Annotated in this window: 22 protein-coding genes, 1 tRNA gene and 1 riboswitch; of the genes, 12 read left to right on the top strand and 11 right to left on the bottom strand. The window is 61.4% G+C overall.

The genetic code is table 11. The features are described from left to right. Window positions 1-69: 69 nt before the first annotated feature. Both HZC36_14090 and HZC36_14085 read right to left on the bottom strand, forming a co-directional pair. Entirely contained in the window at window positions 70-1,620 is a 1,551-nt protein-coding gene (locus HZC36_14090; GenBank protein MBI5708107.1) for a carbohydrate ABC transporter substrate-binding protein, read from the bottom strand. A gap of 54 nt (window positions 1,621-1,674) precedes the next feature. Further along, the gene (locus HZC36_14085) at window positions 1,675-2,025 is read right to left on the bottom strand and encodes a PEP-CTERM sorting domain-containing protein (protein ID MBI5708106.1); all 351 of its coding nucleotides are present in this window, start codon (window positions 2,023-2,025) and stop codon (window positions 1,675-1,677) included. Window positions 2,026-2,291: 266 nt separating this feature from the next. On the opposite strand from HZC36_14085, the gene HZC36_14080 reads away from it, so the two are divergent. Continuing rightward, the gene (locus HZC36_14080; GenBank protein ID MBI5708105.1) at window positions 2,292-2,783 is read left to right on the top strand and encodes a hypothetical protein; all 492 of its coding nucleotides are present in this window, start codon (window positions 2,292-2,294) and stop codon (window positions 2,781-2,783) included. A 22-nt stretch (window positions 2,784-2,805) separates the two neighbouring features. Here the strand turns inward: HZC36_14080 and nadE are convergent, their stop codons facing one another. Then, window positions 2,806-3,666 carry an NAD(+) synthase gene (nadE, locus tag HZC36_14075; GenBank protein ID MBI5708104.1) on the bottom strand — a complete coding sequence of 287 codons (861 nt, stop codon included), beginning with the start codon at window positions 3,664-3,666 and terminating at the stop codon, window positions 2,806-2,808. Window positions 3,667-3,726: 60 nt separating this feature from the next. Here nadE and HZC36_14070 point away from each other — a divergent pair, with 60 nt between their 5' ends. From HZC36_14070 to HZC36_14050, 5 genes are all read left to right on the top strand, one after another. Next, window positions 3,727-4,662 carry a ParB/RepB/Spo0J family partition protein gene (locus tag HZC36_14070; GenBank protein ID MBI5708103.1) on the top strand — a complete coding sequence of 312 codons (936 nt, stop codon included), beginning with the start codon at window positions 3,727-3,729 and terminating at the stop codon, window positions 4,660-4,662. Window positions 4,663-4,666: 4 nt separating this feature from the next. Beyond that, a complete protein-coding gene (locus HZC36_14065) occupies window positions 4,667-5,320 on the top strand; it encodes a GNAT family N-acetyltransferase (GenBank protein ID MBI5708102.1) in 654 nt (217 codons plus the stop codon). A gap of 60 nt (window positions 5,321-5,380) precedes the next feature. Continuing rightward, on the top strand, window positions 5,381-6,259 hold the full coding sequence (locus HZC36_14060) for a hypothetical protein (protein ID MBI5708101.1): 879 nt from the start codon (window positions 5,381-5,383) through the stop codon (window positions 6,257-6,259). Window positions 6,260-6,330: 71 nt separating this feature from the next. After that, window positions 6,331-7,818, top strand: a complete 1,488-nt coding sequence (gene gatB / locus HZC36_14055; protein ID MBI5708100.1) for an Asp-tRNA(Asn)/Glu-tRNA(Gln) amidotransferase subunit GatB — start codon at window positions 6,331-6,333, stop codon at window positions 7,816-7,818. Window positions 7,819-7,880: 62 nt separating this feature from the next. After that, on the top strand, window positions 7,881-8,453 hold the full coding sequence (locus HZC36_14050) for a tetratricopeptide repeat protein (GenBank protein ID MBI5708099.1): 573 nt from the start codon (window positions 7,881-7,883) through the stop codon (window positions 8,451-8,453). 111 nt (window positions 8,454-8,564) lie between these two features. On the opposite strand, the gene HZC36_14045 is transcribed toward HZC36_14050, so the two are convergent. Beyond that, entirely contained in the window at window positions 8,565-10,064 is a 1,500-nt protein-coding gene (locus HZC36_14045; protein MBI5708098.1) for a proteasome accessory factor PafA2 family protein, read from the bottom strand. Between the two features lie 112 nt (window positions 10,065-10,176). On the opposite strand from HZC36_14045, the gene HZC36_14040 reads away from it, so the two are divergent. Both HZC36_14040 and HZC36_14035 read left to right on the top strand, forming a co-directional pair. Further along, complete coding sequence (locus HZC36_14040; protein ID MBI5708097.1) at window positions 10,177-10,962, top strand: acetyl-CoA carboxylase carboxyl transferase subunit beta; 786 nt, start codon at window positions 10,177-10,179, stop codon at window positions 10,960-10,962. Then, entirely contained in the window at window positions 10,952-11,944 is a 993-nt protein-coding gene (locus HZC36_14035; protein ID MBI5708096.1) for an acetyl-CoA carboxylase carboxyltransferase subunit alpha, read from the top strand. The genes HZC36_14040 and HZC36_14035 overlap by 11 nt, the downstream gene beginning before the upstream one ends. 219 nt (window positions 11,945-12,163) lie before the next feature. On the opposite strand, the gene prmA is transcribed toward HZC36_14035, so the two are convergent. The 3 genes from prmA to rpoZ are packed head-to-tail and all read right to left on the bottom strand — an operon-like array spanning window position 12,164 to window position 14,700. Beyond that, window positions 12,164-13,030, bottom strand: a complete 867-nt coding sequence (gene prmA, locus HZC36_14030; protein ID MBI5708095.1) for a 50S ribosomal protein L11 methyltransferase — start codon at window positions 13,028-13,030, stop codon at window positions 12,164-12,166. Further along, a complete protein-coding gene (gene dnaJ / locus HZC36_14025; GenBank protein MBI5708094.1) occupies window positions 13,027-14,136 on the bottom strand; it encodes a molecular chaperone DnaJ in 1,110 nt (369 codons plus the stop codon). Before dnaJ ends, prmA begins: the two co-directional genes overlap by 4 nt. A 51-nt stretch (window positions 14,137-14,187) precedes the next feature. Next, window positions 14,188-14,700, bottom strand: a complete 513-nt coding sequence (gene rpoZ / locus HZC36_14020) for a DNA-directed RNA polymerase subunit omega (GenBank protein MBI5708093.1) — start codon at window positions 14,698-14,700, stop codon at window positions 14,188-14,190. A gap of 119 nt (window positions 14,701-14,819) precedes the next feature. On the opposite strand from rpoZ, the gene HZC36_14015 reads away from it, so the two are divergent. Together HZC36_14015 and HZC36_14010 are read left to right on the top strand one after the other, a co-directional pair. Then, window positions 14,820-16,001 carry an aminotransferase class I/II-fold pyridoxal phosphate-dependent enzyme gene (locus tag HZC36_14015; protein ID MBI5708092.1) on the top strand — a complete coding sequence of 394 codons (1,182 nt, stop codon included), beginning with the start codon at window positions 14,820-14,822 and terminating at the stop codon, window positions 15,999-16,001. A 221-nt stretch (window positions 16,002-16,222) separates the two neighbouring features. Next, a tRNA-Pro gene (locus HZC36_14010) sits at window positions 16,223-16,299 on the top strand. 139 nt (window positions 16,300-16,438) lie between these two features. On the opposite strand, the gene HZC36_14005 is transcribed toward HZC36_14010, so the two are convergent. Beyond that, window positions 16,439-17,203, bottom strand: coding sequence for a prepilin-type N-terminal cleavage/methylation domain-containing protein (locus HZC36_14005; GenBank protein ID MBI5708091.1), 765 nt, complete (start codon window positions 17,201-17,203; stop codon window positions 16,439-16,441). A 69-nt stretch (window positions 17,204-17,272) separates the two neighbouring features. Beyond that, window positions 17,273-17,376: riboswitch (TPP riboswitch) on the bottom strand. A gap of 174 nt (window positions 17,377-17,550) precedes the next feature. After that, the gene (locus HZC36_14000) at window positions 17,551-19,182 is read right to left on the bottom strand and encodes an NFACT family protein (protein MBI5708090.1); all 1,632 of its coding nucleotides are present in this window, start codon (window positions 19,180-19,182) and stop codon (window positions 17,551-17,553) included. Window positions 19,183-19,221: 39 nt separating this feature from the next. On the opposite strand from HZC36_14000, the gene HZC36_13995 reads away from it, so the two are divergent. Further along, window positions 19,222-20,199, top strand: a complete 978-nt coding sequence (locus HZC36_13995; protein ID MBI5708089.1) for a hypothetical protein — start codon at window positions 19,222-19,224, stop codon at window positions 20,197-20,199. 62 nt (window positions 20,200-20,261) lie between these two features. Here the strand turns inward: HZC36_13995 and HZC36_13990 are convergent, their stop codons facing one another. Next, window positions 20,262-21,377 carry a hypothetical protein gene (locus tag HZC36_13990; GenBank protein ID MBI5708088.1) on the bottom strand — a complete coding sequence of 372 codons (1,116 nt, stop codon included), beginning with the start codon at window positions 21,375-21,377 and terminating at the stop codon, window positions 20,262-20,264. Window positions 21,378-21,919: 542 nt separating this feature from the next. Between HZC36_13990 and rfbD the strand changes: the two genes are divergently transcribed. Continuing rightward, window positions 21,920-22,795, top strand: coding sequence for a dTDP-4-dehydrorhamnose reductase (gene rfbD, locus HZC36_13985; GenBank protein MBI5708087.1), 876 nt, complete (start codon window positions 21,920-21,922; stop codon window positions 22,793-22,795). 103 nt (window positions 22,796-22,898) lie between these two features. Here the strand turns inward: rfbD and HZC36_13980 are convergent, their stop codons facing one another. After that, window positions 22,899-23,624, bottom strand: coding sequence for a hypothetical protein (locus HZC36_13980; GenBank protein ID MBI5708086.1), 726 nt, complete (start codon window positions 23,622-23,624; stop codon window positions 22,899-22,901). Between the last annotated feature and the right edge of the window lie 2 nt (window positions 23,625-23,626).

Raw genomic sequence — 23,626 nt, 5'->3', positions numbered from 1 at the left:
ACTTTCTGGTTTTGGGTAGTGCCCATTGGGCCGCCGGATCGGGCACACGCAACGCATGCTTGTGAGCCGCTATGGGAGCTCCTTCATGCCAGCTCGAAGAGGCGCGAGGCGCTTCCATTCAGATTCAAAGGCCGTTAAGTCAATGCTCTTGCGCCTAACAACGGTCTCGCAAGCCGATCGAACGTTCGCCTCCATCCAATCGAGGAACTCGTCTTCCTTGATGCCGTCGTTGATATAGAGTTCGAGCATCCTTCGGTAGATTTCGTTGAACCGGAGGTCGAACGTGTACATCCACTTGGTGGTTGTGTATTTTCGCTTCAGGATTTCATCGAACGGCATCAACTCTGGCCGAGGGGTAGCGCCCTTGACATTGGGTAGGAACGCCAGGATCTCGTTGATGACCTTCTCGGCGTTTTTGGGCACCGTTAGGAATTGAAGGAAGGCGATGGTTCGCTTAAGCTTGGTCGACGTGGCGGGAACGCCGGTGTCGTCGAAAGCGCTGTTGGTCACCTCCAGCTGGGTTCCAGATCCTCCGATAACCACTTGCTCGTGCCCGTCGGCAAAGCGGTTCATCGACCGCGGAATTGGAGGCAAATAGAACACGCCCCACTCAAAATCGATGTCTGGGTCCCTTGCAAGGCGGTTCACGGTCCAGCTGCCGTTCCACCACATCGCGGCCTTCTGGGTGATAAAGAGCCGGTTCTGGTCCGCATCAAGGCTCTTTGGAAAGTACTTTCGCCAAGCCTTCATAACCCTGAAGACCGCTGCAAACCTCGGATCTCGCCTCGTGAAATAGCCCTTTGAGTTCAAAAAGGCAATCTCATCCCAGTCCAGGTAGCCCTCCAGATAGGGCTCGCGGACAGGGTCCTTGAAGACGTCGATCCCCTCGAGTATGGGCCCGTAGAACTGGTCGAAGATCAGGTCGGTCCCCCAATCGGCATACTCAGCCGTGGGCACAAGCATCGGAATGATGCCCGCTCGCTTGATCCTTTCCTGAATCTCGACCAGCTCGGGCCAGGTTGAGGGGATGGCCAGGCCCAGCCGCTTGAAGATGGTCTTGTTGAAGAAGACGCCGGTCTCCACCATGTCGTAGGTGATGCAGTAATACTTTCGATCCGGCGCCGATTTTCCTCGGCTGATGGCTTGGTACTTGAAGAGGTCCCACCACTGCTCGCTGCCGGGGTCGCCCTTGGGGATGTAGGGGTTCGGCGCGTCGAGATAGGGGTCGAGCACCACGTACCAGCCCTTCTGAACGTCCTGCCAGACGTCCTCGACGTTGACGTTCAATATCTCGGGCGCGGTTCCAGCGGCCAGCTGCGTGACGAGGTATTCCCTCTGCCCCACTGGGGCTTCAGTGAACTCAATCGCGGTATCGGGGAACTGCTTCTCAAATGCGCGAGCAAGGTCGGTGAGCGCCTTTAGAGGCTCGCCGAGATCCATCGGGCGGCGGCCCGGCATATAGAGCCCCGGCGCCATGCGGATGAGGTAGCGTTTTTTTGCGCTTGAGGCGCCGGCGCTTCCCGGGCTGGGATTCGCCTCCGACCCTCGCGGCCAGAGCGCCCAAGCCGCCAAGCAGAGAATGGCCAGCAGGGACAGGCGCCGGAACATGCCTGCAAGCATACAACGATTGGAGCACTCACTCACCCAAAAGTGAAGATCGCGCTTCTCCTCACCCTATCGGCGAGGCTTACGCCGGCAGAACAGGGCCAGCCCAAGCCCGAGAGTAGCGACCCCGCTCGGTTCAGGCACCGGTGCAATACGGCCGGCGTCCTCGAGCGCCCTCCTGCGGTACTCCATCCCTTCCTGGAAGTTGGGAAGGTGCTGGCCCCACGTTTGCGTCGGGGCCGATCGCAGGACCATCGCGGAGTCGAGGGCTTGGGCGATTTCCCTTTCGGCGGCCTTCGAGACCAGCAAGTCCTTCTGGGCGATTCCCTGTGAGGGCCTGTGAGAAAGGGCGAGGACGAGGCCAATGGTGGCGACCGACAACGCGCCTGAGGCGAGGTATCCGACAGTTCTTATGTTCATAGAGCGACCTCCCCTGATGTCGCCACGTTCAATCAAAACAAAACAGCTCTACCTGGTAATTGTCACAGGGTCCGCGTTTTGTGACATGTATTTTCGGACAGTGGCCGAAATTCTGGAATTCGGGTTCAGACGGAGTAAGAGCACGCTGCAAGATCGCCGAAAATGAAGGTCTCGGATAGGGGAACGGCATACCGTTGGGGCGACAGACCTATGGCGCCGAGACGATCCTGGGGATTCCCGCGTCTATCCGCCTGGAGAAACACAGCATGACGAAATCGACGATGGCCTTCTTGAGCGGCGCAGCCCTCGCAACCCTGTTCGGCGCTTCTTCGGCGCTCGCGCCGCAAGGCGAGGAAAAACCCCTGGACAGCCAAGAGCTGAAGTCGATGATCGTCAACCTCGGCTATGCGGCCAAGGACCTGGGTACGGACCCTGCAAAGCCGAAGTTCGAACTCACGATCACTCAAGGCGGATTCGACATTCCGATCGCCGCCGAGGTGACCGCCAGCAAACGCTTCATTTGGCTCACAGCGTTTCTGGGTGAGAAGTCCAAGATCGCTGATTTCGATTCCCGGGCAACCAAGTTCCTTGACAGCAACTACTCCATCCAGCCTTCGCAGTGGTACACCACGAGCAAGGGCAACCTGATGATCGGCATCGCGATCGAGAACCGCAACGTAACTCCCGCGCACCTCAAGTGGCGCATCGAGAAGATTGCGGGCGACGTGGTGAACACCAAGGACCTCTGGAACAGGTAAACCTGCTGCCTCGGGGTGCGGACTAATAGTCTACGGGTCGCAGGTAGCTCTCCCCAATAGCCGTTGGGCTGATCATCGCGACCGTGGGCAGGCGGCGCTTCCAGTGGGTGGACTGCACTCGCCGATAAACAAGGTCCACCTTCGCAGAATCAAATCCCATCTCCTTCAGCTTCCCCGCTTCGAAGCCCTGAAGCAGTAAGTGGAGGATCCGGTCGGCCTCTCTGTAGCTGATCCCGAAGTCGCCTTCATCGGTCTGGCCGTGGACCAAGTCCGCCGTGGGGGGTTTGCTTCGCACCACTGCGGGTACCTGGAGGTACTCAGCAAGCTGCCAAATCTGGGATTTCAGCAGGTCCCCTAGCGGGTTTATCGGCGGCGCGTCATCGGCATGCCAGGTGTAGTAGCCGAACAATCGCTCGGTCTTGTTCCCGGTTCCGATGGGCAGGGCGCCTAGCTTGGCAGACTGGTCAAAGAGCACGATCATGCGGCAGCGGGCGCAGACGTTTCCCAGCCGCAATGGCGAGATGCCAGGTTCAAGGGCGGCGTACCCATCGGCCATGGCGGAGATGTCGATCGTCTGTCCCTGGATGCCAAAAGCGTCGATGACCAACTGTCCATGAGCCAGCGATTCCGGCGAAGAGGAGCGGTGCGGTAGGCGAAACCCGTGGACATTCTCAGAGCCAAACGCCTTGGCGCAGAGCGCGACGGAAACCGCTGAATCCACCCCTCCGGACACCCCAATAACCGCCCTTCGGATGCCGCGACGGCTGATGCACTCGTCTTGGAGAAACGCCACGAGCCAACGGGCCACCAACTCCGGATCGCACCGAATGGCCTCATCGGACTGCGGATCAAACGGCGCGCCACGCAGGATCGGGATCCCCATTGCTTCATTTTAGCGTGCCGCACACGCGCCCAGCCACTCGCCAAACCGGCATAATGGGCCATGCGCCGCTCGCTCGCCAGAGGCCTGTCCCAATTCCTAGGCCCCTCTACGACACCAGATCCCCCATCCGCTAGGCTGCCTAAGCAGCCCAAAGTACGGAAGGCGAACCCCGGACCCTCACGGACCAGGGAACCTGAAGTTCACGCCGAATCCGGGGCAGCGCGGCTGCTCCCTCTTGCTGCAATACGTCCCAACGCCACACAGCCCCGGAGGCACTTTGAGGCCGGGTCGCTCGCGGAACTTGCCGCGTCGATTCAGGAGTCGGGCATTCTGCAACCTGTGCTTGTTCGGCCCAAGGCTGGCACCTACGAGCTCATTGCCGGGGAGCGGCGCTATCGTGCGGCGGCGATCGCGGGGCTGAAGGAGATTCCGGCGATCATCCGTCAGGAGGGCGAGCGCGAGAGCCTTGAGTTGGCTCTCATCGAGAACCTGCAGCGCGAAGACATCTCCCCGCTGGAAGCCGCGAGAGCGTTCCAGAGGCTCCTGGATGAGTTCAAACTCACCCAAGAGGCCGTCGCCAAGAGGGTCGGCAAATCGCGCCCGGCGGTGGCCAACACGCTGCGCCTGCTCCGGTTGCCGCCGCGCATTCAGGAAGGGCTCCAGAAAGGCGCGATTTCGGAGGGCCATGCCCGCGCCCTGCTCTCGGTGAGCGATCCGGCGGTGCAGCTTGCCCTGTTCGAGCGGATCGTTGCGAAAGGGCTTTCCGTCCGCGAGGTTGAAGAAGCCGTACAAGCTCAAGGCAGCGAACGCCCGGCGCCAAACGCCCGACGGAAGCCAGAAGACCCGCATTGGGAGGCGATCAGGACCTCGCTCTCCGAACGCTTCGGGTCTCCGGTCAAGCTCCAACGCAAGGGTGAGAAGGGCCGGCTGGTGATCGAGTTCTTCTCCGACGACGACCTCGACCGGATTCTGGAGTCCCTGGAGATCAGGCTCTAGCCCGATGTTTCGCTACGAAGCGCGCCCAATGACCGCCGGCGATATCCGAAGCGCCATCGGACTGCAGCACCTCTGCTTTCCACCTCCTTTCCCTGCGGAGCAGCTTTTCAGGGCAGAACACCTGGAGCGGCATCTGGACATCTTCCCTGAGGGACAATTCGTGGTCACCGCAAGGAACGATGCGCTGCTTGGCAACCCAAAGAAGCAGTCGGTCCTCGGGAGCGCCAGCACCCTCATCCTTTCAGAGGAGACCTGGCTCGCTCACGATGATTGGGAGACAAGGTGTGGGGGCTTTACGTTCAAACGCCACGACCCTCACGGCACGACGCTCTTCGGCGCCGACATCAGTGTGCACCCGGGACATCGCGGCCGAGGAGTGGGCCGGATGCTCTATGAAGCCCGGTTTGACCTTGTTCGCAGGCTTGGGCTGAAGCGCTTTGGAACGGCATGCCGCATCCCCGGCTTTGGGGAGTGGTCTGCCGCAAACCCTGGCTATCGCCAGGATGACTACTGCCGCCTGGTAGAAGAGGGCGAGATCAGCGACCGCACCCTTACGCCGCTGCTCCGGTACGGGCTTCAACTCACCGGCGTCGTAGAAAACCACATGCACGACGAGGAATCGGGCGACGCCGCGGCGATCCTGGAGTGGGTACCCTAACCTGCCGAATGCCCCCTTGCGGAGCGAGCCGCAACCGGATCTGAGCCGGGACACAACGACATGATTGCCGCCACCGTAAATTGGAAAATCCGTGATATCGCCACGGAAGATGGCTTCTTTCTCCATCTACGCGAGTTGGCCACGCAGGCTCGGGACCGGGGAGCGGAGCTCATCGTCTTCCCGGAGCTTCCGGTCCTGGAGCTACTGGCGCTACGTCCCGAACTGACTGGCCCGGCTGTCGGCGAATACCTCGCCGAATTCGAGGAGCCCTACGAAGACGCCCTCTACGCCCTTGCCGAGGAGACGGGAGCGGTCATCGTCGGGGGTTCCCACGTCATTACCGAATCCGACGGCAAGCGCAACGCTTGCCTCTCGGCCTATCCGACCGACGCAAGATTCCACCTTGGCGGCGATGACTACACTGCCGGCGACTACCAGCGTAAGGTCGTGCTCACCGTCTCCGAGCGAGATGAAATGGGACTTCTGCCGGGCGCGGGACTGATGCCTTTGCATGACCGAAGAATTGGTGTGACCCTCTGCTACGACTCGGAGTTCCCCGAGTCCGGGCGGGCATTGGCGGCGGCTGGCTGTCTGGTTCAGTGTGTGCCCGCATGGACGGAAACGACCCAGGGTTTCCAGAGAGTGCGGTGGTGCTGCAAGGCGCGTGCGGTCGAGAACCAGGTCTTTGTGGTCCACGCCTCGATCGTGGGAGGTCTTGGGCGCGAGCCGATTCCGATCTGTGTGGGTTCGTCAGCCATCCTCACACCCAGCGCAGAACCGTTTCCAGAGATCGCCGTATTGGCTGAGACGCCGATGAACGAGGAGGGCATCGCCATCGCAGAGCTCGATTTCGAGGCGCTGGCGGAATGCCGCTCCACCGGAGACGTCCGCAACTGGAACGATCGAAGTTCCGGCGACTGGAGGATTCTGCGCGCCTGACGATACCACTCGCGCGGCCCAACGCCTCGCGCTTTCCTTTGGACCCTGGGCCGGCAAGTACAATGGATCCCATGTCCGACTGGGTCGTCAGCGTGGGGATGGAGGTCCACGTCGAACTGAACACGCGATCGAAGATGTTCTGCCGATGCGAGGTGGCCTTCGCCGGCGCGCCCAATACCCGCGTTTGCCCGGTCTGCCTCGGCCTGCCTGGCGCTTTGCCCGTTGCCAACCGCGAGGCCGTCCGCAAGGTGATCCAGACCGCTCTGGCGCTCAACTGCAAGATCGCTGAGAACCCGCTGGAGGTCGATGTCGCCTCAGGCACAGAAATTCACGGCTCCGAGTTTCACCGCAAGAACTACTTCTATCCCGACCTTCCCAAGGGCTACCAGATCAGCCAGTACGGCGAGACCAACCCGATCGGGTTTGACGGATACCTGGAGATTCCAGCGAAAAGCGGCCTCAAGAAAGTGCATATCCGGCGCGTCCATCTGGAAGAGGACACCGGCAAGCTGATCCACCTTCCTGGCGGCAGGTCGGGGGTGGACTACAATCGGTCCGGCGTTCCCTTGATGGAGATCGTCACCGATTTTCCGCCAGACATCACTACTGCGGAGGAGGCCAAGGAGTATCTGGTCCAGCTCAGGGCGATTCTCCGGTACCTGGACGTCAGCGACTGCCGCCTTGAAGAGGGCTCCATGCGCTGCGAGCCCAACATAAGCATCCGACAGGCGGATTCCGCCGACTACGGAACCAAAACGGAGCTAAAGAACCTCAACAGTTTCCGCGCCGTGCAGCTTGGGGTCGAACATGAAGCGGAAAGGCAGGCCGGCATTCTGGATTCGGGCGGCAAGGTGCGTCAGGAGACGCGGGGGTGGAACGAGAGCCGCCTGGAGAGCTTTTCGCAGCGCGTCAAAGAGGGGGAGGCCGATTATCGCTACTTCCCTGACCCAGACCTTCCACCCATGCGCCTCGAGGGACAGGACATCGAGGAGCTGAGACTGGCCCTGCCGGAGCTCCCGCTAGCCAAGAGCCGCCGCTTCCAGGAGGCCTTTGGGCTCTCCGACTACGACGCGGGGCTGCTCGTTCCTGAAAAGGACTGGGCCGCGTTCTTCGAGGAGGCCGTGGCCTTAGGGGGCGATCCCAAGGCAGTCTGCAACTGGATGAACGCCGAACTGGCCATGTTCCTCAACGCCGATGGGCTGGAAGCCCGCGATTCAAACGTCACGCCCCATCATCTCGTCGAGTTGACGAAGCTGATCGCTTCTGGCCAGATCAGCGGCAAGATGGCGAAGGACGTCTTCCGGAAGGTCTTTGAGACAGGCGATTCACCGGACCGCATCGTGCGTGAATCCGGGCTTGTCCAGCTCACCGACCCTGCCGAAATCGAGAAACTCTGCCGAGAAGTGATCATAAGCAATCGCGAGAACGTCCAAAAGGTCAAGGACGGGCAAACCGGAGTTCTGGGGTTCCTGATCGGCCAGGTCATGAAGCTAAGCCAAGGGCGAGCCAATCCGCAGATCGTGCAAAGCGAAATGCGGCGTCTGATAGAGAGCGAATGAACCATCCAACCCCTCAAGAGCCACCCCTCCAGTCCGCCACTCCCAAACGCACAAGCTTCCTGATGAGAGGACTTGTGCAGGCGTTCGCCCTGTTCGCGCTGCTCACGTCTGCAGCCGCAAGCCCGGGCCAGCAGACCGATCGAATGAAGCAGGTCTGGGAGGGCATCTATAACCGGATGACCCACCAATCGGACCAATGGTACGAGGACGGCGACTTTCCCCGGTGCATCCAGAACCTGAAGATGATGCACCAGCTCTTTCCAGATGACTACGAGGCTGCCACGAACCTGGGATGGATGCTTGAGAACGTCCATGAATGGGATGCGGCGCTGAGCGTCTACGTGGATTTTCGCAAGCACAATTCGAAGAGCCCCGACGCTGCGTGGCCGGAAGCGAACTACCACTACATGAAGAAGAACTTCGCTAAGGTGCCTGCGATCCTCGAGCCCACGCTGGCCGCCACGCCAGCACCCCATCCGAACACCTATCGAACGCTTGCCCACTCCTATGAGAAGCTGGGCCGCTTCAAGGATGCGGCGAGGGTTTGGGAAGCCCTGCTCAAGATCACTCCCGATGACGAGGCCGCAAAGGTGAACCTGAAGAAGATGCGGGACCGGATCGGCTCGGACGGGTAGACGTCAAGTGGTAGTTCCCTGATTTGGTGTCGCAGGCTAAAGACCTGCGGCTACAGTCCATTCGTCCCTGGGTACCTGCAATTCTCCCCCTGCCCGCCCATACGCCAAGCCCTATTTCCTGGCATAGGTCTCATAAGGATCGGGCATTTCGATGTAGGTGTTCCTATCGATCGCGACCCCGCTCCAATCGAACATGTAGTACTTGGGTCCCCTGGCTTTCAGGACCTCGCGCACGAGTTGGGAGCGGCCCAGGGCGCGGGTGTCTTGAGGCGGCTCGGTCATGGCGTCCACGATGGCCAGGTCGGTTACCGCTCGCTCTGTCTCGCCCATCTGCTGAAGCCCAAAGAAGAGCCCCTTCGCCGGATCGATGTTGTGGTACTCCAGGTCCACCGAATGAAGCGCGTCGTCGCCTGCATGCTTTGACTCTCGAATGTCTATGAGCCTCTGTGTGGGCGAAGGACTCTGCTCGAGTTCCGACCGGATGTACTCTTCGACCACTTTCTTCTTGGCCACCCAGTCGAGCTTGTCGGCAAGGGCGAGCGGGTCCTGCTCCAAAGCGTCGAGTGTGCTCTCCCATTCTCCGAGGATCCAATCGGTCTGCGGGCTCCTTCCGCGATAGCGCTGAGCGGCCTTCAGATACGCCCGATGAAGGTCCACCGAGGAAATGGTGCGGCCGTCTTCAAGCTCGACCTGCCATCGGTAGGACTGATCGCGGCTGACCTCTCGCAGCGCCGTCAGCGGATTGCTGAGCGCCATTTCGGGGGCAAGGCCGTCTTCGATGAGGTCGAGCACCAGGCACGTCGTCCCGACCTTCAAGGCATAGGCATATTCGTTCTGGTTGCTCTCTCCAAACAGCAGATGCAGCCTTGTCATGCCGTCGTGACTGTAGAAATGCTCCCATTTCGGGTTGATCAGGGCGCGGTTGAATCGGACCCGGCTGGCGATGGTCTTGAGGATGTGGTCGGCGCGCTGGCTGAGTTGGAAAGGCACGGAGTTGTCCTCGATGACACCGTACACCTGGCTCACCCAGATGTAGTCGATCGGGTTTTCCATGACCTCCTGGTAGTTGGGCCGAAGGCCGCCGGTCAGGATATGCCCGCCTACTCTGCCGACGCCGGCGTAGATTTGGCGCGTGACCAGAAACGGGTAGAGGAGCGAAGCAGAATCGTTGAGCAGGTCGCCATCGGCACGCACGAGGTAGTTCTCGTGGCACCCAAAGGTGTGGCCGCCGAAGTGGTCCACGGAGTTGTTGTAGACGTCGATCTCGTCGCTCATCCCAAGGTGCTCGATGGCCGAGACGATCAGGCGCTGGCCCGCGCGATCGTTGGCGATCAGGTCCTGCAGGCTGCGGCATTCGGCGGTCGCGTACTCCAGGTGAGAGCCTACGGCGTCAATGTAGAGCCGTCCCCCATTCAGCAGGAAACCGCCGCATTGGGCGGGCTCAAAGACCTCGTCGCGCGAGTGCAAGTCGAGGGCGCCTTGTTTGAGGTCATAGAAAATGCAGTCCTTGATGAGTTCGACGGCGTCTTCGGATGAGCCCAGGGTATCGGCGGCGAGGCAGCCGAACTCAGTCTCGACACCAAAGATCCTGTCGCCATCGTGGATGGGCATAAGCATTAGGACGCTTGCGGCCGCTGGGTGTGCTTCACTTTAGCAAGCCTCCTTGGGGAAAACCCAGGTTCCCGGCGCGACATACCGGCGGGTATCCTCGTATTCCCTTCCGATGGATGCGTTTCTGCAATGCGCGGGCTGCAAGAAGATCCTCTTCTCCCTAGAGTTTGAGCAGGCGCTCAGAGTGTGCCCCCACTGTGGCCACCACCATCGCCTGACCACCCAGCAGCGAATCGAGGCCACGTTTGACCCGGGAAGCTTTGTCGAAACGGATGCGGAGCTGACCTCGGGCGATCCACTGGGCTTCCCTGAGTACGCCGAAAAGCTCGCAATCGCCGTGCAGAAGACCGGCCGGAACGACAGTATGGTCGCCGGAATCGCGGCGCTCGGGGGCCACAAGGTGAGCGTCGGCGTTTCCGATTTCTCTTTCATGGGCGGTTCGATGGGCAGCGTCAACGGGGAAAAGGTGGTGCGCATCTTCGAGCGAGCGATCGAGAACGCGTGCCCCGTGATCGTCTTTGGCGCCTCCGGCGGGGCCAGGATGCAAGAGGGGCTGCTCTCCCTGATGCAGATGGCGCGCACCACGGCTGCCGTCGATCAGCTCCGCGAGGCGCGGCTTCCCTTCATCTCCGTATTCACCGACCCGACCATGGCTGGAGTGCTGGCCAGCTATGCAAGCATCGCCGACGTCATCCTCTCCGAGCCTGGCGCGCTCGTTGGGTTCGCCGGCGCCAGGGTCAGTGCGCAGGCGCAAGTGCAGAAGGTGCCCGACGATTTCCAGAAGGCCGAGTTCTGCTTCAGAAGCGGCATGGTGGACCGCATCGTCAAGCGCCGCGAGATGCGCAGCACTCTCATCCTGCTGGTCCAGATGCTGATGGGAGGCCGCCGTGCAGCCTAAGACTTGGAAAGAGTGGGAGAAACCCAAGCCGGTTGTCGAGCTGGAAGCCGGCATCGAGAAGCTTCGGCAAAAGCTGCCCGCTGCGCCAACAAAGGAAGCGCGCGATGCGCTCGAAGCCCAGATTCGAGAGTATGAAGGGGCGCTGGAGCAGTTCACCAATCACCTCTATGCCCATCTCGGCCCGTGGGAAGAGGTTTTGGTGGCTCGGGCCGATGCTAGGCCCTACTCCCTCGACTACATCGGCCAGATCTTCTCGAATTTCGTAGAGTTGCAAGGCGATCGCTGTGGGAACGTGGACAACGCCATTATCGGGGGTCCGGCGCTCATGGACGGGCGGCCGGTCATGGTCCTTGGCCATCAGAAGGGCAGAAACGCCACTGAGCGAGTCTATCGGAACTTCGGGATGGCCAAGCCAGAGGGCTACCGTAAAGCGATCCGGCTCATGGAGATGGCGGACCGATTCGGCCTGCCCGTAGTGACGTTCGTGGATACTCCGGCGGCCGATCCTGGCGTCGCGAGCGAACAGCGCGGGATTTCCGAAGCCATTGCCGCCGCGATGCTGGCCATGTTTGGGCTACGGGTTCCTGTTGTGTCGGTAGTGATCGGCGAGGGCGGGAGCGGTGGCGCCATTGGCATCGCCTGCGGGAACAGGGTCCTGATGCTTGAGCACGCGATCTATAGCGTGATCCCGCCGGAAGGTTGCGCAGCGATCCTCTGGCGCGACCCGGAAAAGGGCCCCCAAGCGGCCCAGGCGCTTAGACTTACCGCCAAGGACGCCGATCGCCTCGGGCTGATCGACGAAATCCTCCCCGAACCTCTGGGAGGCGCCCACCGCAACCCCGGAGAGGCGGCACAAACCGTCAAGGAAGCGATCGCCAGACATCTGGCGGAGCTGGAGAAGCTCTCTCCCGAGGAGCTCCATGCGGATAGGCAGAAGAAGTTCCGTGACATGGGGTTGGCGCTGGCGTCAGCGCGGCCCTAATCTCACACGTTAAGCCCTATGGGGGGGGGCAAACCCGCGGCTCTTCCCCTTGCACCCCTTCGGCGATTGTTGAGACAGGTGTAGCCCATGCGTCCCGCCTGGGTGATTTTGGCCGGCGACTGTACCCTCCGAGGGCCACCTCAGCATTTGTCAACAGTCCCCTTCAGGGGCTGTCGAGGGTGCGAAGATTGCCGGACCGAACCGTAGTGATAGAGCCTTTCAGGGGCCACACCTCACCAACGCTGCAGCCACCCAGTCATCCTCAAACCTCTCCGATTTCAGCTCGTAGCCCGCTCTTGCCGCAGCCTTTTGGACGTCCTCCCAGTTCTGACGGATGATCCCGGACACGATCCAGACGCCACCAGAAGCCTGTCGCTGGGCGACTTTCGGGGCGAGCCGGATCAAGGTGGCGCTGATGATGTTGCTGACAACCAGATCGAACGGGCCGTGTAGCTTCGCGTCGGCAAATCCATCGGCGCAAAGGAACTCGACCTGGACGCCGTTCAATTCCGCGTTCTGTCTCGCGACCTCGACGCTGACAGCCTCGATGTCCACGCCAAGAACATCTCTCGCGCCGAGCAAAGAGGCGCCGATGCTCAAGATGCCGCTCCCGCAGCCCAGATCGAGCACGGAATCCGGACGGCGAGCTTCGAAGGCTTCCTCCATCAACTCGAGGCACAGCCGAGTCGTCGGATGGTCGCCGGTGCCAAAGGCCTGTCCAGGATCGAGAACGATCTCCAAATCGTCTGGCCCTGCCTCGAACTCTTCCCAGGTCGGCCGGATCACAAACCGCTTCCCTATTCTCCTCGGCTTGAAGAACTTGCGCCAGGACTCCGCCCAATCCTCTTCCGGCACCTCTTGTGTCTCAACCGAGGCAGCGCCCAATCGGAGCAGCTCCGCACGCAGCTCCTCGACCTTAGCGCGCGCCGCCGGAACGTCCACGAGGTACCCGCTGATCGAGGGCGGCCGTTCGCCTATCAAGGAGCCAGGACACCCATGCCTGTCGAAGGCGTCGGCAAGAGGGGACCAATCCTCTGGCGCCTCGGGAAAGGTGGCGCGGACCTCGATCCAGACCGTGCCGTTCACTTGCGCTTGCCCTTGCCGAAAAGCCCGCCCAGGAGCCCGCCGCCGCTACCCTTCGGTTCATCCTCGCCCCGGAGTTCGGCGAACTGCCTCACAAGCGACTCCTGTGCTTCGGTCAATTGGGTTGGGACTTCAACCTGGACCTGGAGCAACAGGTCGCCGCGACGCCCTCCATGAAGCGGGGGAAGCCCTGCGCCCTCGATTTTGAGCACGGAGCCTGGCTGCGTGCCTCTTGGAATCTCGACATCATAGTCGGCGTCCACCCCTTCCACAGAGATTTCGTCTCCGAGGGTTGCCTGGGCAAAGGTCAAGGAGATGCTTGTGATCAGGTTGCCGCCGCTTCGCTCGAAGCGGGGATCCGGCGTCACGTGAAGCACGACATACAGGTCGCCGGAGCGTCCACGTCCCAGGCCGTGGCTTCCCTGCCCGGGCGCATGGACCGTCAGCCCATCACCCACGCCCGGTGGAATCTTGACCGTCGTCACCGTTTCCTCCACCTGGAGGCCCTGCCCGTGGCAGGACTTGCACGGGTTCGTTACGACCACTCCCGCGCCACCACACGTACCACAAGTGACCGAGGTTCGCATCGAGCCTATAAAGGTCTGGCGAACTTGCACCACAACCCCTTGGCCGTTGCATTTGGTGCACCGCTGGGGCGGCGATCCCCCTTCGCTCCCGTTGCCACCGCATTCTTGGCAGCGCATGTGTCGACCATAGCGCACTTCCTTTTCGACGCCCGTGATGACCTCGTGAAGGGTGATCTCCACGTCTGCCCGAACGTCGTCTCCGTCGCGGTCTCCGTTCCGGCGGGCGCGGCCGCCCATGTCGCCGCCGCCAAAGAACATGTCGAAGAGGTCTTGAAATCCGCCCTCGAAATGGACTCCGCCTTGGGGTTCGTCGACGGTCCCAAAGCGGTCGAATCGCGCACGCTTGTCAGGGTCTGAAAGGACGGAATAGGCTTGACCGATCTCCTTGAACTTCTCTTCAGCCTCGTGGTCGCCGGGATTGACGTCCGGGTGGTAGCGACGTGCAAGTCGGCGATAAGCCGACTTCAATTCGTCGGGCGAAGCCTCCCTTGAGACTCCAAGTACCTCGTATGGATCACGCATAGGATAGCTCTTCCTGTCCCTACGCTAGGTCGAGGAGGCGCGTGGCAGGCCCTATTCCTCGGCGTCTTCGCCTTCGAGGCTGGTTTCCTGCTCAGCGATATCCGAGAGCGAGAGCGTGTCGTCCTCTCCAACCACGGGGGCTTCTTCGACGACGTCGTCCTCTTCCGTCACGAGGTCGGAAAGGGACAAGACGTCCGTGGTCTCCCCTTCGTGATCGCCTTCGGTGTCGTGCTCTTCGTCTACGCCAAGCGTCTCGATGAGGGCGGCGTCGGTGGATTCGTCGAGCGCGGGAAGCAGCATTCCGAGCTCGGCGGGCAGCGGCTCCTCGGAGATTCGCTCAAAGTCGCCGGTCTCGATCATCTGCGGCTCTTCCACAGCTTGCATGATCGGTTTGATCTTGCCTGCTGCGATCTCAGCCAGCGCGATCGTCAGGGGGTGCATGGAGTCCACGGCGACGAGCGGGGGCGCTCCCTCCTTGATCTGCTTGGCGCGCTTGGCGGCCAGATTGCTCAACGCATATTTTCCGTACTCTTCGTTGTTCAGCTTGTCTGGCGAGGGCAGCATATTGCTCATAAGGTGGAACTCCGGGAAGCGAGGATTATACCAGAAACCCATTAGTGGAGCTGAAAGATCGGGACCTGTCAGCAGACACCAGGGTGATTCTGCTAAAACCTAAGCTCGATATGCACCGAGAGCCCTATCTCGCCGGATTCGATACCGACCTGCAGCACTTCGGCGAGGACGGGCAGCCCTATGGCGCGGTCACCCCGCCCATCTTTCAGTCTTCCCTTTTCAGCTTCGACACCTACGAGGCTTTCATGGGGGCCATGCAGCAGAACCCGGACGCACCACGCTATCAGTACAGCCGCGTGACCAACCCCACCCTGGACGCCGCCGAGCAGAAGATCGCCAGGCTCGAGCGATCGGACCGATGCAAGGTCTTCTCAAGTGGCATGGCGGCTATCACGTCGGCGCTCATGAGCGTTCTGGAACCGGGCGCCCACGTGGTCGCGATCGATACATGCTACGGGCCGACACGTCAGTTCCTTGCCGAATACATGAGCCGTTTTGGGATCACGGCGAGCTTCGTCGATGGGCGAGACCCCGCTACGGTGCTCGATGCCCTCAAGCCGGAGACCACAGCAGTCTATCTGGAATCCCCCGCGAGCGTGCTCTTCCGCCTGCAAGACCTCGAAGCCATCACCAAGGTCTGTCGGGAAAAGGGGATTACCACCATCTTCGACAACTCCTACAGCACGCCAGTCTTTCAGACACCTACCCAGTGGGGAGTCGATATGGTGGTCCACAGCGCCACGAAGTACCTCGCCGGTCACAGCGACCTCACTGCAGGTGTGGTTTGCCTCTCTGAAGATCGTTACGACTCGTTCCTGAAGCGTGAGTTCTCGCTGTTTGGCGCGGCGTTGGGCCCGTTTCAGGCTTGGCTGCTTCTGCGCGGCCTGCGGACGCTTTCCATTAGGTTGAAGCACCAGGAGCAGACCGGGAACGCGATCGCCCAGTGGCTGCAGGATCGCCCCGAAGTGGAGCTGGTGCACCATGCGGGGGCGCCATGGCACCCGCAGCGCGCCCTCTTCGAGAAGCAGATGCGCGGTTCGAGCAGCCTGCTCTCCTTCCGGCCCAAATGGCAGACCCAGGCGCCGATCAAGCGGTTTGTGGAGAGCTTGGAGATCTTCAAGCTGGGTGTGAGTTGGGGCGGGTTCGAGAGCCTGGTGGTCATGATCCCCGCCGAGGCGTTTCCCGATCCTGAAGTCGGGTGGATCGTGCGGCTTTATCTTGGTCTGGAAGATCCCAAGGATCTGACGGCAGACCTCGATCAAGCCTTTCGCAAAGCGGCGGAAGTGGCCTAAAGCCTCTCAGAAAGAACCCGCGCCGTAATTCGCTCGTCGGGTATCTTGGACTCCTCTGTCGGGGCGTGGCGCAGCTTGGTAGCGCGTCCCGACGATCGGGAAGGTCGCACCTTGGGTGGGGGCCTTCGACAAAAACTGGCCGGGGCGTGGCGCAGCTTGGTAGCGCGTCCCGACGATCGGGAAGGTCGCACCTTGGGTGGGGGCCTTCGACAAAAACTGGCCGGGGCGTGGCGCAGCTTGGTAGCGCGGATGCTTTGGGAGCATCAGGTCGCAGGTTCGAATCCTGTCGCCCCGACCAGATTCCCCTCTATGCGGCGGACCTTCAGTGACTGAGGCGAAGTGTAAAGGGCGAAGGGCGAGGGATGCTCCCGATCACCTCATGCAGACCCTTGGACCTGAGACCTCGGACCTCGGACCTCGTCCCTTTGTCCCTTTCCCTAGTCACACGTCCCGTACCACGTGCCGCTCCAGGAGGTAGGGTCAGCTTCCCCAGAAAAGTGGCCGTGCGCGTCGACCCTCGTTTTGTCGAATTGACCCGCCGAGACGAGGGATTTGGCGTGGCCATCCACAAACACGACCCTCCCTCCGACCGGGTCCCACATCCTGAAGTAGTTATATGGCGGGTCGCAGTCGTAGCCGAAGCGCGCGCAGCCAGGATCGTCCTTTCGGCTGAAGAACGCCATCATCTCAAGACGCATAGCGCGGGTCTCGGCTGGATACTCGATCTGCGTTTCGCTCACCGAACGGCTGAAGGTGTAGGGCGTGTTGTTGCCGGACGATTCGCCCGCCACCATTGTGAAGAGGCATTGGGTGTACCGGTAGGACGTTCCGTAGGCGTTGGCATAGGAGCCCGCCCCTGGAACGTCGACGTCTGTAAAGGGTCCGCCAACATCAAAGGGGCTCTTGAAGACTTCGCGGTTCTTCACATAAGGATACAGCGCCACCTCGATGCCTTTGTGGCCATCCTGCCAGGCCGGCGGCTGGCTGTTGTAGGCATAGTAGATCGGCATTTGATCGTCATAATCGCTCAAGTACATCTTTAGCGCCAGGCCGCTCTGTCTTGCGCCGTTCATGCAGACCACGCGCTTGGCAGCCGCTTTGGCCTGGGCAAACACGGGAAACAGGATTGCGGCCAAGATGGCGATGATCGCGATGACGACCAACAGCTCGATGAGTGTGAACGCTCGCCTGATTGGGTTCATTTTCGTTCTCCTAAAGCGGCAAGGACTGCCGTCGCGATTGCTCCGGCAGTCCTGTTAGGAGAGACCCTATCGAGGCTGCTTCCGCAATCCCTACGCCGGTACGAACCGGATCAGGTTCCTGGGGTCTCCCATCGGGTGGGACTCTCAGCCTTGCGGCTCCCCCTGCGGCACCTTGCCATAGGTTTCTACGCCCATAGGATTCGGCCCGTTTCGGATCACGGCGATCACAATCCGGCTTGCCCCTGCGGGGAATGTTGAAAAACAGTGTTCCGGCGCTCGGAGACTCCAGTCGCTGAACATTGATCACCCAGGCGGGACGCCCGGGCTACACCATTCTCAAAAGTTCCCTAAGGGCTCACATGCAAGGTCCTTTCGCGTTCGATGAGCACCGAGCCCGGCGCCGCGCCCCGCGGCTTTCGCACGTATTTCTTGAGCGTGTAGTCCACAGCCACGAGCGACGAATGCTTGGCGGCGCTCTGCTTCGCCGCCAGGACCGCCGCGAACTCAAGGGTCGTCCGAGGGACCCGATCCGGTTGGTTGTCGGTCCGCACGACAACGTGGGCCGACGGCGCTCCACGGACATGCAGCCACCAGTCATTGGGCTTGGCTACCTTGGTAGTCAAATAGTCGTTCGAAGTAGCGTTTTCGCCGAAGAGGACCTTGTGGCCCGATGGGGCCAGAACTTCTCGGATCTTGTAGCCCTGAAACGGCCTATCCTCCTTCTCCTGGATCGAGGCGGTATGCAGCCACCCGCGCCTGCGCGCTTCCGCTTCTAGCTTTGCTAGGCTTGAGGCCTCGGTCGCCGCTCGAACTGCGTTCAGCGTCTCGTCGATGACGGCAAGGTCGGCCTGCAATTTGGCAAGTCTCACCGCCATTTCGGGACCTTTCAGGCGGCTCTTCTTGGCACGCCGGAAGTACTTCTGGGCATTTTCAACGGCGCCCAGGTCAGGATCGAGCGGCATCGACACACGATTCCCTTCGTAATCTTGAGTCTCAAACGAAGAGTCTCCCGCAACGATCTGATGCTGATAGGCCAGGATGAGCTCGCCGCAGAGCTGATCCTGGACGGCCCGATCACCATGTTCGAGGGCCACCTCCAAAGAAGTGATCGCCCTGCGCCGTGCTGTCTCGACCCGTTTGAGCTGACCCTCCAGGGTGGATCGCAGCCGATGGACCTCGAGCGACCCCGCGAGCAAGGCATAGTGGCGCTCCAGGGACAACGACAGCGATTCGGCCGGCTTCCCAGTCTCCGCAAGCTTGCCAAGCGGCAAGGGGTAAACGCCACTCGTCTCGCTTTCATAGGGCCGAAAGCTGCCGCTCGCCACGGCTTCGCGGATCTGGACGAGGCGCTTTCGGCTATCGGCAGAAAGTGTTCCTTCAGTTTCCCCTTCCGCACCGACACTGGCCAACAAATAGGGTGAAGCCCCTTCAGCTTTTCGGAGCTCCTCGTAAGTCTCGGCTTCCCAGGGCTTGCGCCTGAAGCTTGAGGGTGGAGAGGCGTAGGATTTTCCAGGCAAGACGGGCCGAACCGACTTCGACGGGCCCAATTGCTTGGCTGCCGTCGTGACGTTGCCGTCAGGACCGATAAGGACCACGTTGGTGTGCTTTCCCATCAGCTCCAAGACCAAAGTCTGCGTCTTATCTCCCTTGCGAAATGCGAGCCGAAGGATGCGGTCAAAGCCGACTTGGCTCGCGTCTTCCAGATCGGACCCGTCCAGCGATTGCCGAACCGAAAGGGCAAAGCCGCCGAGTGGTCCAGCGGATCTGGGCAATGCAGATGCAAGGTGAACCCGGTAGAGATCCGGATGCCAGCAAATCAACAGATTGCGTTTTGACCCGGAATCATAGGTCTCGATGACGATCGTCGTTTCGTTGGGCTGTACGACCTTCTGCACCCGGGCGCCAACAAGCACCTGGAGCTCTGCGGTCACGGCTGCCAGGGTCAGGCTGTCGAACGTGGGTCGGGGTTCTCGGGCCATTCGAAAGGACAAGCTACCCGGATTCTCGAATCGGGTCCTATGGCGCGCTGGATCAGCCTCCTCATGGACGTCGAGGACCCCATCAACCAAGCTTCCGACGACGCGGCTCTGGATTGCGCCCGCATCCTCACCGAGGAAGGGGCCACCGGCTCGCTGTGTATCACCGGCGAGAAGGTCCGGCGGCTGCACCGGCTCGGGCGGCTCGACGTGCTCTCGGCGCTCAGGCCCCACGCTTTTGGGCTTCACACCAACACCCATTCTTACCACCCCACCACGATGGAACTGCTCGAACACCGGGGCTGGGAGGAGGGGTGCCAGACGTTTGTGTCAGACACCGCGCCCGGGCTCGAGGCCTTCCGGTCCGCCTTTGGCAAGTCGCCCGTGTTCTGGGGAGGAGCGGGCAACACGTGGGGGCCCCAGGTCGCCGGCGGTCTTCGCGATCTGGGGATTCCAGCTTACGTCTACGCGCTTCCGTCGCCTCGCTTTGGACGGCCCTATCGCTTCGCCGGGACGCGTGCCTTTCCCGGAGGCATCGGGATCGGTGAAGGCAACTACGAAGACGAGGGACGGTTTCAGGCGGCCATGGAGCGGGCGCTTGCGAGGGTGCGTTCGGCGCGAACCCCTTGGATCGAGGTGTTCATCGGCCACCCGACGCGCATCCGGCACAAGCAGTTTTGGGACGTGGGTTTCTTTGGCGGGCAGACACCCAGCGCACCGGTCTTGGTGGAACCCTACCCCGAGCGAACCTACCGGCAGATGCTCGAACGGTTCCGCCGGGCGATCGTGATGCTGCGGGACCTGCGGCCGGTACTGTCCTTGCAGGAGGTTCTGGAGCTTCCATGGGAGTATCGGCCAGCATCAGAGTCTGAAAAGGGCTCCGTTAGCCGGAAGTGGCGCAAGCAGCTGAAAGCAATGGCTGGATGGCCGGTTCACAAGCCGGGCCTGGATACGGCAGGCATCATCGCATTGACGATGGAGCGCTTGGACAGCTTGGAGATCGCCGACCTACCCTCATAGCTACCCCAGAGCCAAGAGGCCCGGCGACGGCAGGTACCGTCCCCGGGCCAAGGTCCGAGAGACTACCAGCGGCCGTCGCTGGTACCGAAGTCGCGGACGACGTAGCCGTCGCGCTCGCGCTCAAGGCGATACCAGTGATACACGGTCACTCGGCGATCCCAAGGGTCGAGATAGGTGTGCCGCGCCTGCACCTCTGCAGAACCTCTTGAGGTTCTGACCGAAATGATCTCGTACTGCTTCGTCTGTGTGGAGAAAACGTTGTCCTCCATCAGGTCATAGTAGGCGTCGGCAGTGATGGTGTACTGGTATCGTCCGTCCGCCCAGATGTTAACGTCACCTCGGCGGGGCATGACGCGCCCGAGGGCCCGCTCATCATTGCGCTCAAAGGCTCTTTCAATGTCGTCGACCGCATAGTCGAGTTCGGAGTAGCGGTTCGAATAGTCGTTGTAGCCGTATCCGCCGTTGTAGCCGTAGGGGCGGGTCCAGCGGTAGTCCACCCAGTGGAAGGGTCCGAAGTTGATCTGAATCACCCGAACGCAGGAGTAATTTAGGTATCCCGGAAGGTGCGGATAGTAGTACCAAGGCGACGCCACGCAACGGTAGTTGCTGTAGGGATCGAAGACGTAGTTTCGGAAGCAGAACAGGTCATCGTTCCACCCGTTCGAGTAGCCCCAGTAGCCGACGCGATAGCCTCGGTTGTGGATCTCTCGGGTCCGGTCTTCCCGACGAACTTGATGCTCGAGCGTTCCGCCGAGAACGCTGGTCGGAGCCTTGCCGATGTTGATCGGCGAGCGGTCTCGCGATTGCCCGCGCTGGTTGTTGTTGGTGCCGTAAGGCTTGTCTCCCGGCCGGCTGCGGCCCAGCGCGCCCTGGCCCTCTCGGCGAACGCCGTTGATCTCGGAGTTTCCGCCGCCAATGCGGTCGTTGCCGCCGCGTTGAGGGTTGTCAATTCGGCCAAGAGGCGGCCGATTCTGGTCGCCGCTATTTCTGTCGTTGCCTCCAGAGTTGCGATCGTTGCCGCCGGAATTCCGTGCGGGCGGATCGTTGCGTCCCTGGTTGCCGCCGGAGCTGCCTCCAGAATTGCCGTTGCCACGGCCCTTGCCAAGCGATCCTTGGCCAGGGTCGGGAGGGATGTTTTCCCGAATCGGGGGCCGTTCGCGCTGCGATGGCGGAGGCACGGTTTCCCGAATGGGCGGACGCTCACGCTCGGTTGGCGGAGGGTTGTTCTCGCGGATCGGAGGCCTCTCTCGTTGGGTTGGGGGAGGCGTGGATTCGCGCACTGGGGGCCGCTCCCTTTGAGTCGGGGGAGGCGCGGATTCGCGCACTGGAGGCCTTTCGCGCTGAGAAGGCGGAGGCGAGTCGCGCACCGGCGGAGACTCCCTTCGAGGAGGGTCCTCCTTTGCCGGCGGACGGCTTCGTTCGTTCTGCGAGCCGCCGGACGACGAACCGCCAGAACTGTTTCCTCTCTCCTTCTTTCCGAGGCCACCCTGGGAAAGGGCCAAGCCGGAAAACGACAGGAGCGCCATTGCTACGATTGCCATGCGAAAGATCTTCATCGAATGAACTCCTCCGGAGCGGACACCACGTCGTGCCACGCTCACCATTACTTTACTATGGAAAGGACGTGTTCCCGGGGTTGCCGTTACCGTTTCGGAACATTCCGCGGCCAATTGAGGCTTGCAGAAGATATGTCGAGCCGAGAACGGGTATCCGTAACGGGATGAAAGTCCTGGTTACGGGCGCGGCGGGCATGTTGGGCCGCGACCTGCAAATGGCCCTGGCGGAGCGAGGCGCGGAGGCCGTGGCGACGGACGTTGCCGAACTGGACATCGCAGACCCCGGTTCGGTCGCCAAAGTCGTCGCATCGGACCTGGCCGAAGGATGCGCCTGGTGCGTCAACTGCGCCGCCTATACCGCTGTGGACCGGGCGGAAAGCGAGCCTGACGCCGCCCGCAGGATCAACGCACTGGGCCCGGGCTACCTTGCCGAGGTCTGCCGGATGGGCGGGATGCGTCTTATCCACCTCTCAACCGACTTTGTTTTCGATGGAGCGAAACGCGTGCCTTATGTGGAAGGTGACGTCACAGGGCCGCTGGGTCTCTATGGGCAGACCAAGCTCGAAGGAGAGCACGCTATTCTCGAAAGGCTGCCGGGCGCTCTCATCGTGAGGACGGCTTGGCTCTACGGTCCTCACGGTCTGAGCTTTCCCAGGACGATCCTGAAGGCGTTTCGGGAGGGACGGGCGCTTCGGGTCGTGGACGACCAATGGGGTACGCCGACCTACACGCTCGACCTTGCGCGGACGCTTTGCACCCTGATGGAGCGCGATGTGCCGGGAGGGGTCTATCATGCCGCGGGCCCGGAGTGTGTGTCCAGGTTGGAGTGGGCGGAGAGGCTGCTGCAAATCGTAGCTGCGCGAGATGGAAAGGAGCCGCCTCAACTAGAGACGGCGAAGACCAGCGACTTCCCTGCCCCCGCTGCACGGCCGGCGTATAGCTGCCTGTCAAGCTTGAAGCTGCAGCAGGCAGGAATTCAGTCGATGAGACCGCTTGATGAGGCGCTGGCAGAGTTTGCGGAGAGGTTGGACTCCCTGTAGATGGCCGGAGCGTCGCCCTTTCAGGGCTCGGCCGACAACCCGCCCTGGGCTCCAGCGCTTCGGCCTTCGCCAAAGGGGGTCGGCCCTTAGGGCCCATTCCACCCTACTTCGGCTTTTTCTGCATCGTGTCGGGAAAGGCGTACTTCTTCCCTTGCATTGCTGTGTATTTGGTCTTCTGGGCCGGAGTCAGCACAGCCAGCATCTGGGTTTCGGTCTTTTTCTTCGCCGCTTCAAAGAGTTTCCGATCGCCGGGGCCATACTTTTTCACGAGAGCCTGAACCTTCTTCTGGTACGCCTCGACCGCCTTCTTGTCCTTGGGGTTCTTCGGCTGCGGGATCGCGCGAAGCTCCTTCATCCGGACTTCCGTGACCTTGGCGCCCTCCTTTTGAAACTGGGTGTACACGGATTTGAGTTTGGATACTTGCGCAGGCGTCAGGCCGACCTCAGAAGCGGCTTCCTCCTGAATCAGGATCGGCACCCCCACGAACTGCACCCAAAGCTGCCGCAGCCGGTCTTTCTGGGGTCTATCAAGCGTGTCGATGATGAAGTTTCGCAGGCGCGTCAACTGCGCGGCATCGACGGCCTTCACCGCAGCGACATTCTTGGTGGCCTTGTTCTTCTCGATTGCCTCCTGAAGGGCCTTACGATAGCGGCCAAAGGCATCCTCGATCGCTTTCATTTGGCTCGGGGTGACCTTGACCTCCTTTTGAATCTGCTCCGCTCGCAGGATCTCCAGGCTTTGCTCAAGGAGCGTCAGCTTCTGCTGGCCTAGCGCCACCGCCGCAGCCACCGCAAATAGAAACACCGAAACAACACGAAGGGCTCTCATGG

This window comes from Armatimonadota bacterium, assembly GCA_016223145.1.
In the GTDB taxonomy this organism is placed as follows: domain Bacteria; phylum Armatimonadota; class Fimbriimonadia; order Fimbriimonadales; family Fimbriimonadaceae; genus Nitrosymbiomonas.
The sequence above is the reverse complement of the archived record's forward strand: the minus strand, read 5'-3'. Positions and strand labels throughout refer to the sequence as shown.

What these genes read in the sequence shown, in the direction of transcription:
- HZC36_13995 (MBI5708089.1), top strand. Translation starts at nt 19,222, where the DNA reads ATGGCGCGCTGGATCAGCCTCCTCATGGACGTCGAGGACCCCATCAAC.
- HZC36_14080 (MBI5708105.1), top strand. Translation starts at nt 2,292, where the DNA reads ATGACGAAATCGACGATGGCCTTCTTGAGCGGCGCAGCCCTCGCAACC.
- gatB (MBI5708100.1), top strand. Translation starts at nt 6,331, where the DNA reads ATGTCCGACTGGGTCGTCAGCGTGGGGATGGAGGTCCACGTCGAACTG.
- rpoZ (MBI5708093.1), bottom strand. Translation starts at nt 14,700, where the DNA reads ATGCTGCCCTCGCCAGACAAGCTGAACAACGAAGAGTACGGAAAATAT.
- HZC36_14005 (MBI5708091.1), bottom strand. Translation starts at nt 17,203, where the DNA reads ATGAACCCAATCAGGCGAGCGTTCACACTCATCGAGCTGTTGGTCGTC.
- HZC36_14050 (MBI5708099.1), top strand. Translation starts at nt 7,881, where the DNA reads ATGAGAGGACTTGTGCAGGCGTTCGCCCTGTTCGCGCTGCTCACGTCT.
- HZC36_14090 (MBI5708107.1), bottom strand. Translation starts at nt 1,620, where the DNA reads ATGCTTGCAGGCATGTTCCGGCGCCTGTCCCTGCTGGCCATTCTCTGC.
- HZC36_14060 (MBI5708101.1), top strand. Translation starts at nt 5,381, where the DNA reads ATGATTGCCGCCACCGTAAATTGGAAAATCCGTGATATCGCCACGGAA.
- HZC36_14040 (MBI5708097.1), top strand. Translation starts at nt 10,177, where the DNA reads ATGGATGCGTTTCTGCAATGCGCGGGCTGCAAGAAGATCCTCTTCTCC.
- HZC36_14085 (MBI5708106.1), bottom strand. Translation starts at nt 2,025, where the DNA reads ATGAACATAAGAACTGTCGGATACCTCGCCTCAGGCGCGTTGTCGGTC.
- HZC36_14065 (MBI5708102.1), top strand. Translation starts at nt 4,667, where the DNA reads ATGTTTCGCTACGAAGCGCGCCCAATGACCGCCGGCGATATCCGAAGC.
- HZC36_14000 (MBI5708090.1), bottom strand. Translation starts at nt 19,182, where the DNA reads ATGGCCCGAGAACCCCGACCCACGTTCGACAGCCTGACCCTGGCAGCC.
- HZC36_14015 (MBI5708092.1), top strand. Translation starts at nt 14,820, where the DNA reads ATGCACCGAGAGCCCTATCTCGCCGGATTCGATACCGACCTGCAGCAC.
- nadE (MBI5708104.1), bottom strand. Translation starts at nt 3,666, where the DNA reads ATGGGGATCCCGATCCTGCGTGGCGCGCCGTTTGATCCGCAGTCCGAT.
- HZC36_14070 (MBI5708103.1), top strand. Translation starts at nt 3,727, where the DNA reads ATGCGCCGCTCGCTCGCCAGAGGCCTGTCCCAATTCCTAGGCCCCTCT.
- dnaJ (MBI5708094.1), bottom strand. Translation starts at nt 14,136, where the DNA reads ATGCGTGATCCATACGAGGTACTTGGAGTCTCAAGGGAGGCTTCGCCC.
- HZC36_14045 (MBI5708098.1), bottom strand. Translation starts at nt 10,064, where the DNA reads ATGCCCATCCACGATGGCGACAGGATCTTTGGTGTCGAGACTGAGTTC.
- rfbD (MBI5708087.1), top strand. Translation starts at nt 21,920, where the DNA reads ATGAAAGTCCTGGTTACGGGCGCGGCGGGCATGTTGGGCCGCGACCTG.
- HZC36_13980 (MBI5708086.1), bottom strand. Translation starts at nt 23,624, where the DNA reads ATGAGAGCCCTTCGTGTTGTTTCGGTGTTTCTATTTGCGGTGGCTGCG.